Below are 13,301 nucleotides of genomic sequence, written 5' to 3'. Positions count from 1 at the left end.
CTGCGCAGCAGCCCCAAAACCAGGCAACTTGGTTTTTCTGAAAAAACGCGGTGGCTTTGATGGGGCTGCTTCGCAGCCCAGCGCGGGACAAGCCCGCTCACCACAACAGCCCAGTTGCCATAGGCTCAGCATCCACGGGAAGTTATGTAGATACCTATGCCGGTGAGGGTGCGTGAGTCGGTCAGAGCTGGTAGTGCTTGAGCTCCCTGGCAATCACCATCCGCTGAATCTCGCTGGTCCCTTCGTAAATCTGCGTGATCCGCGCATCCCGGTAGTAACGCTCCACCGGGTAATCCTCCAGGTAACCGTACCCGCCATGTATCTGCATGGCTGACGAGCAGACCTTCTCCGCCATTTCCGAGGCAAACAGCTTGGCTTGTGACGCTTCCGACAGGCACGGCTTGCCGGCACTGCGCAGGCGGGCGGCGTGCAGGATCAGCAGGCGGGCGGCGTTGAGGCGGGTTTGCATGTCCGCCAGCAGGTTGGCCACGCTCTGATGTTCAATGATCGGCTTGTCGAACTGCACCCGGTCACGGGCGTAGGCCAGCGCCGCTTCAAACGCCGCGCGGGCGATACCCAGGGCCTGGGCGGCGATTCCGATGCGTCCACCTTCCAGATTCGACAGCGCTATCGCCAGGCCTTTACCGCGTTCGCCCAGCAGGTTGGCTTCCGGGATCGTGCACTGGTTGAGGGTCACCGCGCAGGTGTCAGACGCACGAATACCCATCTTGTGTTCGGTACGGTCCACCACAAAACCCTGGGTGTCGGTGGGCACCAGGAAGGCGGAGATGCCTTTCTTGCCCAGGCTCGGGTCGGTCACGGCAAAGACGATGGCCAGCTTGGCGCGTTTGCCGTTGCTGACGAATTGCTTGGCGCCGTTGATCACCCACTGGCCTTCACGCAGCTCAGCGCGGGTGCGCAGGTTATGGGCTTCGGAACCGGCCTGGGGTTCGGTCAGGCAGAAGCAACCAATCGCCTGGCCACTGGCAAGCTGGGCCAGCCAGGTTTCCTTCTGCGCAGTTGTGCCGTAGTTGAGGATCGGCCCGCAACCTACTGAATTGTGGATACTCATCAGCGCGCCGGTGGCGCCATCGCCGGCGGAAATCTCTTCGACTGCCAAGGCATAGGCCACGTAATCGACGTAGGTGCCGCCCCATTCTTCCGGGACCACCATGCCCAACAGGCCCAGTTCGCCCATCTTGGCGACCAGGTTGTCGTCGATCCAACCGGCTTTTTCCCAGGCTTGGGCATACGGGGCGATTTCACCCCGCGCAAAGTCGCGCGCCATGTCGCGAATCATCACTTGTTCTTCTGTGTATTCAATGTCTTGCATGATTTATCTCGCAACCTGCTCGAACTGTTGGAAGAAGCTTTCGACATGGGCCGCCGCCAACCCATGCAGGGTGGACGGGTTCCAGCGTGGGGTCTTGTCCTTGTCGATGATCAGGGCACGCACGCCTTCGATCAGGTCTCCGCGCTCGAACCATTGACGGTCCAGGTGCAGCTCAAGGGCAAAACATTGTTCCAGCGTCAGCCGGCGGCCCTTGCGCAGCATTTGCAAGGTGACGGCCATGGCCAGGGGGGAACGGGTCTGCATCAGGTGGGCGGTGTTGAGCGCCCACGCATGGCTGTCGGCAACAGTAACGGCTTGTAATTGCTCGACCATGCTGGGTACATCCGGCAAGCCGAAGAAATGGTCTATCGCCGGGCGCAAGGCCGCCAGCGGCGCATCGGGCAGTTGCTGCACCGCAAGCTTTGCCAGCAGGCCTTGCAAGTCTTTGAGGGGGGAGTCGTGCCAGCGCAGGTGGTCGAGTTTCTGGTCCAGTTCGTCGAGCTTCGCGCTGTCGAGGTACCAGTCGGCCAACCCGCAATACAGCGCATCGGCAGCACGGATCTGCACGCCGGTAACGCCGAGGTAGATCCCCAACTCGCCCGGAATGCGCGGCAGAAAATAGCTGCCGCCCACGTCGGGAAAATAACCGATGGCCACTTCCGGCATGCCCAGGCGGCTGCGCTCGGTGACCACACGCAAATCCGCACCTTGCACCAGGCCCATGCCGCCGCCCAAGACAAAGCCGTCCATCAGGGCGAGTACGGGCTTGCGGTAGTGGTGGATCGCGAGGTCGAGGGCGTATTCCTCGACGAAGAACTCTTCGTGCAGGGTGTCGCCGTTCTTGAAGCTGTCGTACAGCGAGCGAATATCGCCACCCGCACAGAAGGCCTTGTCGCCAGCGCCGCGCAGGACCACGGCGTACACCGAAGGGTCGTCTGACCAGGCCTGCAGTTGCCGGGTCAGGCTGCGAACCATGTCCAGGGTTATGGCGTTTAAACCGGCGGGGCGGTTGAGGGTGAGGTGGCCGATATGGTTGCGGACGTCGGCGAGTACCTCTTCCTGAGGTGTATCGGCACGGCTTGCTTCGGATGAAACCTGAGCAGTCATCTCTAACTCCCTGCTTTTATTGTTCTTTATCAAGATGTTCGCGGACGAACCTTCTCGCGATCCTACCAGCGCAAATTTGCGCAGTACAACCCGGAATCATGCAGGTGGTTGTTGCATTTATGCAGGGTGGCTGTGGCCTCGGTCAGGGCGTGCGATTGGCCAGCACTTCGCCGATGCTGCGACGGCGCGCGTGGGTTTCGGCCGCGTGAATCAGTTGCTCAAGCTCTGCAGGTGCCACATCGTAGAACTGTTCCATTTCGGCGAGGGCCAGCTTCAAGTCGACGGCGGTCACGGCAGGGTCCGGAGCCGCATTGGCGTTATTCAAAACGATTGACGGTGACTCGACAGCGCCCTTGGGATAGCGCGTGCGCGTGGCATTGTTATAGGCCAGGGCACAGGCCAACAGCGCGCCGGCGCCGAGCAGCACGGCGCCCAACTCATGCCAGCCCAGCGCCGCAGAGGCCGGGTCGGCCAGCACCAGCGTCATGGCCAGGCCACCGGCGGGTGGGTGCAGGCATCGCAGCCAGCACATCAATACCACCGACATGCCCGCCGCCAGGCAAGCGCCGCCCAATGTGCGCCCGAGCACGCGCGCAACCAGCAATGCCACAACGGCGGCGCACAGGTAGCTGCCGATGATCGACCAGGGCTGCGCCAGCGCACCGGACGAGACCGCAAACAACAGGACTGCCGAGGCCCCCAGCGGGCCAAGCAGGTGCAACGCGACCTCCATGCCAAACACCTGGGCACAGAGCCAGACACTGAACAGTGTGCCCAGGGCCATGCCAATGGCAGCACGGCTCCATTCGGAGGGACGGGTATTGATTGCAGCGGGGAACCAGCGAGCGAGCATTGAACAGGAATCCATAAACGGCGGGCAAAAAAAAGGCTTGTCTGGTTGCCCGGAAAAGCCCTCTGAAAGTTCCTGCATTTGGGGGAGGAACCTGCGCAGTGTGCCGTGCCCTATAGCGCAGCGCCAATGCATATTAGTGAGGTTTTAATACAAAAATAATGAACTAGACGCGAATGCACTGGGTATTGGGCTTGCCCAGAACGCGGTTATCGGTGTCTTCATTGAACAGCTGCTTCTGCAGGTTTTCCTGCATGCCAGGTTCACCGGCCAGGGGGCCTTTTAGAGCGACGAGGGCATTGCGCAGCGCCATCAGTCGATCCAGCGGCGGAATCGGCAGGTAGCCGATATGCACTTCATCGCGGACCAATGAGGCAGGGGTATTCAGTAAATGATGATTTGGCACGGCATTGTCCTCTCACGAAGCGAGCCGCAGCAGGCGCTGCGCCTTCTAGCGTCCTTGTAGTTATTCATGGCCAGTGGCGGTAGATACTTAACGCACCTGGCGATCGAGTTTAACGTTGGGGTTCGGACGTAGGAAAGTGATATGACACCAGCCTTTACGTATAGGTGCGTAGGAGGTTTCCGCGTGGCAACTCAAGGCTGCGTGGGTTTGACCAGGTGCAGCAGCACATAGGGATTGCGGTCGAACTCACCGGTCAAGGTCGGCGTGAGAGTGGCAAAGCGCGGATCTTTGAGACCTTCAAAGTCCACCTGACTCATCACCAGCCAGGCCGGGCCTTGCAGGGGCGTCAGGTCGGCCGCCTGTTGGGTGAACAACGGCACCTGGTCGCAGTCAAGGTTGACCATGTATTTAATGGCCTTGGCGTCTTTGCCCAAGCCGTGCAAGACCACGGGGGCGCGCTGTTGCATCACCTGTTGGTGAACCCGCAAGGTAAATGTGCGGGTGTCATAGACACTGCGCTCCAGCGGTTCGACCACCAGAATGTACGTGGACCACACTGCCAACACCGCCGCAATGGCCGGACCCACCGGTCGCAGGCGAGGCACGCACCACGCCGACAGTGCCACTGCCTGCAGGACGCCCAGCACACCTAACATCAGCCACAGCTGGCTCAGCTGTTCCGGGTAGCGTGGGCGGGCGAACAGCAGGCCGGCGATCAACAGCGCGGGCAATAGCGTCCATATAACCAGCATCAGCCCGCGCAACCAGGCAAACAGCCGCCCGTGCGCGGTAGAGAAGGGATACGCCGCAATAATCGCCGCCATGGGCAGCATCGGCAGTACATAGCGCGCCTTCTTCGCCTGGGGAATCGACAGGCCAAGCAACACCAGCAAGCCCGCTGCGGCGCAGTACAGCACCAACTGCACGGCCGGGTCAGGTGTGCGCCGCCCGCTGATTGCTACAGCCAGCAGCACCAATAATGCCAATGGGTAGGCCAACGCGTAATTGCCCAAAGAGCTGGTGAAGTAATACAGCACGCCGCTGGAACCTTCGCTGCCATCCATGCGCCCGAGGAACTGCATGCGGATCACATCCTGCATGAAGCCCTCACCGCCACTGAGCTTGGCCATCAGCAACAGCAGGCCGACACACGCCACCAACAGCGCCAGGGCCACCAGGCCGAAGCTCACCAGTTGGCGCCATTGCCGGTTGATCAGGTAATAGCTGCACAGCACGCCGGTAGGCACCACCAGGCCAATCGGGCCGCGTATCGCAAACCCCACGATCAAGAGCAGGAACAGCCAGTGCAGGCGCTTGTCGGCAGCGAAGTGGTCGTGGGCGTAACCGAGGTAGAACACCGTCAAGGTGATGGCGGCGAGCATCTGGTCCAGGGAAACGGCGCGGGTTTCGCTGATAAACGTGGTGCTCAACAGCAACACCGCAATGCTCAACAGGCCCCAGCGCTGGGAGTAGGGCGCCGTCAGGCGATACACCAGAATGACGATCACTGCCGAGGCCAGCGAAGTGGGCAGCCAGGCGGTGAGGCTGGTGACCTGGCCCAAGGGCAGCGACAACAGCCAGGTCATCAGCGTCGAGGTGGCCAGATAATCGGCATACGGCTGGCCGTAAGTGGTGGGGAAAAAGCCCGGCCCATGGCGCAGCATTTCCTGGGCGAACAGCACGAAGCGTGAGTCGAACCCGATAATCGCCTGGTGCCAACTGCCGGCGATAAACAGCAATAACGCCAGCAATCCCAAACCGAGGGATTGGCGGCGGATCGTGGTACTCAGCAACGGCAGTTGGGCTGTGTTCACGTATCAGGCTTCCACGACCTGCGGCACCCACTGCTGCTGCGGAATCGGCAACTGGCACGAGTCGCCCCGGCCAATCGGGAAATATTGGAAGCCCTTGCGCGACAGGCGTTCGCCGTCGTAAAGGTTGCGGCCGTCGAAGATCACCGGGGTTTTCAGGCGCTGGTGGATCAGGTCGAAATCAGGGGCCTTGAACTGCTGCCATTCGGTGCACACGATCAACGCATCGGCGCCCACCAGGGTGGACTCCGGCGTACCCATCAGCATCAGCCGCTCTTCGTCGCCGTAGAGGCGCTGGGTTTCCTGCATGGCTTCCGGGTCGAAGGCGCGTACGTTGGCGCCCGCCGCCCACAGCGCTTCCATCAGCACGCGGCTGGGGGCATCGCGCATGTCGTCGGTGTTGGGCTTGAAGGCCAGGCCCCACAGGGCGAAGGTCTTGCCGCGCAGGTTGCCCTGGAAGAACGCATTGATGCGCTCGAACAGCTTGCTCTTCTGGCGTTGGTTGATGGCTTCCACGGCTTCCAGCAGGTCGCTGGAGCAGTTGGCCTGTTTGGCGCTGTGGATCAAGGCGCGCATGTCCTTGGGAAAGCACGAACCGCCGTAGCCGCAACCGGGGTAGATAAAGTGATAGCCGATGCGCGAGTCGGCACCAATGCCCAGGCGCACGGCTTCGATGTCCGCCCCCAGGTGCTCGGCCAGCTCGGCGATCTGGTTGATAAAGCTGATCTTGGTGGCCAGCATGCAGTTGGCGGCGTACTTGGTGAGTTCGGCGCTGCGCAGGTCCATGAAGATGATGCGGTCATGGTTGCGGTTGAACGGCGCGTACAGATCGCGCATGACCTCGCGGACTTCTTCGCGCTCGCAGCCGATGATGATGCGGTCCGGGCGGCGGCAGTCAGCAACCGCCGAGCCTTCCTTGAGGAATTCCGGATTGGAGACGATATCGAACTCCAAGTGGCGACCCGCGACGTGCAGGGCTTTTTCGATGTGGGCGCGCAAGGTGTCGCCGGTGCCCACAGGGACGGTGGACTTTTCCACCAGAATGACCGGGGCCACCCGATGACGAGCCACGGCATCACCCACCGACAGCACGTATTTCAAGTCGGCCGAGCCGTCTTCATCCGACGGCGTGCCGACGGCGATAAACAGCACTTCACCGTGTTCGACGGCGAGCTTTTCATCAAAGGTGAAATGCAGGCGCCCGCTTTCCAGGTTCTCCTTGACCATCGCGGCCAGCCCCGGCTCGAAGATGCTCACATGGCCTTGCTGCAGCAGCTTGACCTTGTTTTGATCGACGTCCATGCAGATCACATCATGACCGACTTCGGCTAATACGGTGGCCTGTACCAGGCCGACGTAACCACTACCAAATACACTGATTTTCATGGGGCATTCCTGGGGCTTGTAGCACTGGCACGACGAGAGTTGATGATCAGCACACCGAGGATGACAAGCGCCACCCCCAGGGTTTTTGAAACGGAAAAATGTTCGTTGAACACCGGCAGGCTGGCCGCCAGCAGGTACACCAGCGCGTAGCTGATGCTCAGCAGCGAATAGGCGCGACCCAGTGGCAGGTGCTTGAGTGCGCCGAGCCAGCAGAGCATCGACAACGCATAGGCGCAGATCGCCAGGCTCACCACGCCGAGGGCGCCCGGATCAATGCGGGCCGTGAGCCATTCGTTGGGCAGCGGCAAGCGCGTCATGCTCCAGCGCATGCCCAACTGGGCGGCGCTGACCAGGCCGACGCTGCCCAGGGCCAGGGCGAAGCCTTGAGCCCGGCTCATACCTGGCGCCCCAGCAGCACGACGCCGGCAATCACCAGCAGCACACCCAGCCAGTGACGACGGTCGATGGTTTCATGGAACACAAACCGCGCCACCAGGGTGACCAGCACGAAATTCAGGCTGAGCATGGGGTAGGCGATGCCGACTTCCAGGCGCTGCAACACCAGCAGCCACACCAGCAGCCCCAGGCCGAGGCACACCAGCGCCGCCCACAGCCACGGTGAGCGCAGTTTCAGTGCCCAGCCGTCGGGCTGGTCGCGCCAGCCTTCTACAGCAAATTTCTGTGAAACCTGGCCCATACAGGTGAGCAGGCAGGCCGCCAGTAACAACAGCAGGGTGATCACGGCGCCACCTGCGGGAAGATCAGAATCATCAGATTGCCTTGCTCATAGCGCTGACCGTCAGTGGGCAGCAATGCAACTTCGGCAATTTCATCGTCACCTTTAACGCGCATCACCACACCCACCGCACCTTTTTTGCGGGCGTCGCTCATCCACTGCTGGACTTGCCGGGTATCCACCTTGTGATGGGCTGCATCCGGATAAGCGAGGCCGTACTTCACTTCGCCGATTGTGTTGTAGAGCGTCACGTCCGGCCGCTGCAAGCGCCACGACAGCGCCGAGGCCGCACCCAGGTCATTGCTCAGCAACGCGGTGGCCGGCTGCAGCTCCTGCAGGTGATCGATGATGAATTGATCCGGCGTCTTGTTGTAGACCACCGAGTGCGGCAGTGCGGCCGGCAGCAGGGCAACCATCAGCCAACTGCCCAGCGCCGGTGCCGCCCACAGGTGCAGCGGCCGTGCGGCCTGCAACAGGTTGACGATGATCCAGCTGAACAGAAAGGCAAACACCAGCACCAGGCTTAGGGTTTCGTCGCCGTGTGCGTACACCGGCTTTTTCAGTTGAACCCACGTCAGCGCCAGTAATACCGCGACGCCAATCACCAGGTTCAGCCAACCGTTGATCCGCAGCACACGGCCACGGCCGGCAGCGAGTTTGTCCGCCAGGGTCGAGCCCATCAGCAGGGCCAGGGGCAGCAGGCACGGCATGATGTAGGACGGCAGCTTGCCTTTGGCCAGGCTGAAGAACGCCAAAGGCATCAGCAGCCACAGCAGCACGAAGCCGATTTTTGCACTGCGCTTGTCCTGCCACGCCTGTTTGAGCGTTGACGGCAGCAGGGCCACCCAAGGCAGGCAAAACGCGACCAGCAACGGCAGGTAATACCAGAACGGCTCGGCGTGCTGGGCATCGTCGCCGGCAAAGCGCTGGATATGCTCGTGCCAGAAGAAGAAATTCCAGTAGTCCGGCTCTTGCAGGTGCACAGCCAGCGCCCAAGGCAGGCTGACCACAATCGCCACCACCACGGCAACCACGCCGAACTTGAGTAACTCGCCAAAGCGTTTCTGCCAGATCGCGTAGGGCAGGGCGATCAACACCGGCAGCAGCCACGCCAGGAAACCCTTGGTCATAAAGCCCATGCCACAGGCAAAGCCCAGCAACGCCCATGAACCCAGGCGGCCATTACGGGTGGTGCTGTCGAAGCAGAACCACAAGGCCACGCCGGTCAGGTTGACCCAGAAGGTGAACTGCGGGTCGAGGTTGGCATAGCCGCCCAACGCCGCGATGCTGACAAAACTCATGTACAGCACGCTGCTGACCAGGCTCTTGTGCGGGGCATTCCACAGCCGACGCGACACCAGGTACACCAGCAGGATGCTCAGGCCGGTACTCAGGGCCGAGGCGAAGCGAACGCCAAACAGGTTCTGCCCGAAGATCGCCTGGCCCAGCGCGATCATCCAATACCCGGCGGCGGGTTTTTCGAAGTAACGAATGCCCATGAAGTGCGGCGACGCCCACTTGCCGGTCAGCAGCATTTCCTGGCTGATCTGCGCGTAGCGGGTTTCATCCGGAATCCATAAGCCATGGGTGGCCAGCGGCAGCAGGTAAAACACGCCGAATGCCAACAGGAGCAGGGGCAAGGCCCAGCGGCGGATCATGCCTGCTGTACTCCCAGCCAACCCTCGCGGCCGCTCAAGGCGCCGCGTACCAACTGTTGCTGGGGCAGAGTGGTCACGTCCGCAGGCAACAAATCGCCCAGGGGGGTGAAGTGGATGCCGCGCTGCCCAGCCTGGGCAAGCAACTGGCGAAAGTCATTGGCCATCAGAATCCCTTCTACTTCTGCGTGGATTGTGTAGACGTTGAGCTTCGACTCGGCAAACCGGTCGAGGATGAAGCCATTGAAGTCTTTGGCAGCCACCACCGGCCCGACGACTTCGTCGAAGGTCGGCAGGTCCACCGGAATTTGTGGGGTGCCCGCGCTGCCATCGGCCAAGGTCGGTCGAAACAGGCTGGTACCCCGGCAATCACTGTTATAGCGAAAGTTGAAACCTTGCTTGGCTTGCACCACGCGCTCATCGGCACGCCAACCGGCGGCCGCCGAGCAATCGACGCGTTCACCCAGGATGTCGCTCAGAGTGTCGACGCCACGCCGGACCTGCTCGACCAACTGTGCCTCGCTCCAACGCCCGGTATTGGCCTGCCAGCCGTGGTGATCCCAGGCGTGCAGGCCGACTTCATGCCCGGCGGCCTTGGCCTGGCGCATCAGGTGCCCCAGGTCACGGCCAATCGGCTTGCCTGGCCAGGCGGTGCCGGCCAGCAGAATATCCAGGCCATACAGGCCAACGGCGTTGGAACGCAGCATCTTCCACAGGAATTGCGGGCGGATCAGGCGCCACAAATGGCGCCCCATGTTGTCCGGCCCGACACTGAAGAAGAACGTCGCCTTGACCCCGGCTTCATCCAGGGTTTCGAGCAGCTGCGGCACACCTTCACGGGTGCCACGGTAGGTGTCGACGTCAATGCGCAAGCCAGCCTTCATTACTTTTTGTCCGCGATTTCGAGCATGGCTTCACGCAGGAAGAAATCCAGGGTGTTGCCGATGGTTTCGCTCATTTCCACGGTCGGCTCCCAGTTCAGCAGGCGCTTGGCGTTTTCGATGCTTGGCTTGCGGTGTGCCACGTCCTGGTAACCGGTGCCGTAGAACGCCTTGCTCTCGACGTCGCGGAAACCGGCGAACGGCGGGAAGTTGCCGCGCAGCGGATGCGCTTCGAACTGACGCAGCAACTCTTCGCCCAACTGGCGGATGCTGGCTTCGTTTTCCGGGTTGCCGATGTTGATGATCTGGCCGCTGCACGCATCGTTGTCGTTATCAATGATGCGGGCCAGGGCTTCGATGCCGTCGGCGATGTCAGTGAAGCAGCGCTTCTGCTCGCCGCCGTCGAACAGACGGATCGGCGTGCCTTCCACCAGGTTCAGGATCAGTTGGGTGATTGCACGGGAGCTGCCGATACGCGCCGAATCCAGGCGGTCGAGGCGCGGGCCCATCCAGTTGAACGGACGGAACAGCGTGAAGTTCAGGCCCTTGGCGCCGTAGGCCCAGATCACGCGGTCCAGCAGTTGCTTGGAGACCGAGTAGATCCAGCGCTGTTTGTTGACCGGGCCGACCACCAGGTTGGAGGTGTCTTCATCGAAGTACTGGTCCTGGCACATGCCATAGACTTCGGAGGTCGACGGGAAGATCACGCGCTTGTTGTACTTGACGCAGTAGCGCACCAGCTTGAGGTTTTCTTCGAAATCCAGCTCGAACACGCGCAGCGGGTTGCGGGTGTATTCGATCGGCGTGGCGATGGCCACCAGCGGCAGGACCACGTCGCACTTCTTGATGTGGTACTCGATCCACTCGGTGTGGATGCTGATGTCGCCTTCCACGTAGTGGAAGTTGGGGTGGCTGCGCAGGCGCTCGATGGCGTCGGAGCCGATGTCCAGGCCGTAGACTTCGTAACGGTCGTCACGCAGCAGGCGCTCGGACAGGTGATTACCGATAAAGCCGTTGACGCCCAGGATCAGTACGCGGGTGCGGCGCGGCGTGCGGCCGGACTCGGCGCCGCGCAGCACGGAACCGTCCACCAGGCCCAGTTCATTGGCCAGGGAAGGACCGGCCAGGTACAAGCCGTTGTCGTTGCGCTGGCCGAACTTGACCACCAGGGAGTCTTCACCGCAAGCGATGCGCAGCGGGTTGACACTGATCACACGGCCCGGCGCCAGGCCTTCGTTGCCCTTGACCACCTCGGCTTGCCACACGATCAGCTTGTGCTCGCCCACAGCGCAGAAGGCGCCCGGATACGGTTGGGTCACGGCGCGAACCAGGTTGAACAGGGTTTCAGCCGGTTGTTTCCAATCCAGCTTGCCATCTGCCGCGGTGCGGCGACCGAAGCAAGTGGCTTGGCTTTCATCCTGTGCGGTTTCGGTCAGCTTGCCTTGGGCCAGTTGCGGCAAGGCATCGCGCAGCAGGTTGCTGGCTGCTTCACGCAGCTTGGCGTGCAGAGTGAGGCCGGTGTCGCTGCGGTCAATGGTGACTTTCTGTTGGGCGAGGATCGCGCCGGCATCGGCACGCTTGACCATGCGGTGCAGGGTCACGCCGGTCTCGGTCTCGCCGTTGACCAGCACCCAGTTGGCCGGCGCGCGACCACGGTATTTGGGCAGCAGCGAGCCGTGCAGGTTGAACGCGCCTTTGCTGGCGATGGCAAGCAAAGGCTCGCTCAGCAGGTTGCGGTAGTAGAAGGAGAAGATGTAGTCCGGGTTCAGCTTGGCGATGCGCTCAATCCACAAGGGATGGTTGGCGTCTTCCGGGGCATGTACCGGGATGCCATTGCGTGCGCAGAGTTGGGCGACGGAGCCGTAGAAGTTGTTTTCCTTGGGGTCGTCGGCATGGGTAAACACGGCAGCAATTTCGTAGCCGGTATTGAGCAGCGCTTCAATGCCTGCACACCCAATATCGTGGTACGCGAATACAACAGCTTTTGAACTCATGACTGGACCTGATCGGCAGAAGTGGAAGTATGGGAAGACGCCAGGCCGTCAACGACGACCACGGGAGCCGGTGCTGCCGGTTGGTTGCGCAGCACTTTTTCGATAAAGAAACGGGGGCGGGCGCGCACATCGCTGTACATGCGGCCCAGGTATTCACCCAAGAGGCCCATGCCAATGAACTGGCCGCCGGTGAACACGAACAGCACTGCGAACAGCACGAACAGGCCGTCGCCCGCCCAGTCGGCACCGAAGGCCAGGCGCAGGACGATCAGCGCGAAGGCGAACAGCATGCCCAGGGCCGCCAGGCTGAAGCCGACAATGGACAGCAGGCGCAAAGGGGTGGTGGTCATGCAGGTCAGCAGGTCGAACATCAGGCTGATCAGGCGCATGGCGCTGTATTTGGACTCGCCGTGTTCACGCTCGGCGTGGTGCACCAGGATTTCGGTGGTGTGGCGCGCGAAACCGTTGGCCAGGATCGGGATAAAGGTACTGCGCTCGCGGCAGGCGAGCATGGCATCGACGATGGTGCGGCGGTAGGCGCGCAGCATGCAGCCGTAGTCTGTCATGGCCACGCCGGTGGAGCGCTGCACGGCAAGGTTGATCAGGCGTGACGGCCAGCGGCGAAAGGCCGAGTCCTGGCGATTGTTGCGCACGGTGGCCACCACGTCGTAGCCGAGGGCGGCTTGTTCCACCAGGCGCGGGATTTCTTCGGGCGGGTTCTGCAGGTCAGCGTCGAGGGTAATCACCACTTCGCCCCGGCATTGTTCGAAACCAGCCATGATCGCCGCATGCTGGCCGTAGTTGCGGTTGAGGATCACGGCCACTACGTGGCTGCCGTCTTCAGCTGCAGCGTCTTCGAGCAGTTGGGCAGAATTGTCACGGCTACCGTCATCCACCAGGATGATTTCGTATTCGTAGGCCAGTTGCTTGCAGGCTGCGGTGGTGCGACGCAGCAATTCGGGCAGGCTTTCTTCTTCGTTGTAGACCGGGATAACGATCGACACGCAATGAATAGGGTAGGGTTTCAAAGAATCATGACCTCGGGGTAAGTACAACTTGGCGCGTGAAAACAGCAGCAATCATTGGGCGAAAAGGCAGCCCGCTGATAAAAAGGCGGCGCTAAAGATGAAGCATAATCAACA

Annotated in this window: 12 protein-coding genes; all 12 read right to left on the bottom strand. The window is 61.5% G+C overall.

From position 1 onward, the window contains the following. Positions 1-181: 181 nt before the first annotated feature. The 12 genes from EJD88_RS07285 to arnC all read right to left on the bottom strand — a co-directional run bounded on the left by EJD88_RS07285 (position 182) and on the right by arnC (position 13,187). Positions 182-1,333 (bottom strand): acyl-CoA dehydrogenase family protein, encoded by a 1,152-nt coding sequence (locus EJD88_RS07285; RefSeq protein ID WP_158877462.1) that lies wholly within the window; start codon positions 1,331-1,333, stop codon positions 182-184. A gap of 3 nt (positions 1,334-1,336) precedes the next feature. Beyond that, complete coding sequence (locus tag EJD88_RS07280) at positions 1,337-2,440, bottom strand: enoyl-CoA hydratase/isomerase family protein (protein WP_158877460.1); 1,104 nt, start codon at positions 2,438-2,440, stop codon at positions 1,337-1,339. 142 nt (positions 2,441-2,582) lie between these two features. After that, positions 2,583-3,293, bottom strand: coding sequence for an HPP family protein (locus EJD88_RS07275; RefSeq protein WP_112195272.1), 711 nt, complete (start codon positions 3,291-3,293; stop codon positions 2,583-2,585). A gap of 163 nt (positions 3,294-3,456) precedes the next feature. After that, the gene (locus EJD88_RS27360) at positions 3,457-3,615 is read right to left on the bottom strand and encodes a hypothetical protein (RefSeq protein ID WP_371926550.1); all 159 of its coding nucleotides are present in this window, start codon (positions 3,613-3,615) and stop codon (positions 3,457-3,459) included. A 272-nt stretch (positions 3,616-3,887) separates the two neighbouring features. Further along, positions 3,888-5,510 carry a glycosyltransferase family 39 protein gene (locus EJD88_RS07265; RefSeq protein ID WP_158877458.1) on the bottom strand — a complete coding sequence of 541 codons (1,623 nt, stop codon included), beginning with the start codon at positions 5,508-5,510 and terminating at the stop codon, positions 3,888-3,890. 3 nt (positions 5,511-5,513) lie between these two features. Next, complete coding sequence (locus tag EJD88_RS07260) at positions 5,514-6,893, bottom strand: UDP-glucose/GDP-mannose dehydrogenase family protein (protein WP_099582982.1); 1,380 nt, start codon at positions 6,891-6,893, stop codon at positions 5,514-5,516. After that, positions 6,890-7,291: a 4-amino-4-deoxy-L-arabinose-phosphoundecaprenol flippase subunit ArnF gene (gene arnF / locus EJD88_RS07255; RefSeq protein ID WP_099582980.1), complete on the bottom strand. Its 402-nt coding sequence runs from the start codon at positions 7,289-7,291 to the stop codon at positions 6,890-6,892. The genes EJD88_RS07260 and arnF overlap by 4 nt, the downstream gene beginning before the upstream one ends. Further along, positions 7,288-7,635, bottom strand: coding sequence for a 4-amino-4-deoxy-L-arabinose-phosphoundecaprenol flippase subunit ArnE (gene arnE, locus EJD88_RS07250; protein WP_158877456.1), 348 nt, complete (start codon positions 7,633-7,635; stop codon positions 7,288-7,290). Before arnE ends, arnF begins: the two co-directional genes overlap by 4 nt. Continuing rightward, on the bottom strand, positions 7,632-9,287 hold the full coding sequence (gene arnT, locus EJD88_RS07245; RefSeq protein ID WP_158877454.1) for a lipid IV(A) 4-amino-4-deoxy-L-arabinosyltransferase: 1,656 nt from the start codon (positions 9,285-9,287) through the stop codon (positions 7,632-7,634). Before arnT ends, arnE begins: the two co-directional genes overlap by 4 nt. Further along, on the bottom strand, positions 9,284-10,168 hold the full coding sequence (gene arnD, locus EJD88_RS07240; RefSeq protein ID WP_112195263.1) for a 4-deoxy-4-formamido-L-arabinose-phosphoundecaprenol deformylase: 885 nt from the start codon (positions 10,166-10,168) through the stop codon (positions 9,284-9,286). The genes arnT and arnD overlap by 4 nt, the downstream gene beginning before the upstream one ends. Next, positions 10,168-12,159 (bottom strand): bifunctional UDP-4-amino-4-deoxy-L-arabinose formyltransferase/UDP-glucuronic acid oxidase ArnA, encoded by a 1,992-nt coding sequence (gene arnA / locus EJD88_RS07235; protein WP_158877452.1) that lies wholly within the window; start codon positions 12,157-12,159, stop codon positions 10,168-10,170. The genes arnD and arnA overlap by 1 nt, the downstream gene beginning before the upstream one ends. Then, a complete protein-coding gene (gene arnC / locus EJD88_RS07230) occupies positions 12,156-13,187 on the bottom strand; it encodes an undecaprenyl-phosphate 4-deoxy-4-formamido-L-arabinose transferase (RefSeq protein WP_099582972.1) in 1,032 nt (343 codons plus the stop codon). Before arnC ends, arnA begins: the two co-directional genes overlap by 4 nt. Positions 13,188-13,301 lie beyond the last annotated feature (114 nt).

Origin of the sequence: Pseudomonas sp. PB105, from assembly GCF_009764655.1 — a bacterium.
Lineage (GTDB): Bacteria > Pseudomonadota > Gammaproteobacteria > Pseudomonadales > Pseudomonadaceae > Aquipseudomonas > Aquipseudomonas cyclaminis.
This window is presented reverse-complemented; position numbering and strand designations above follow the sequence as displayed.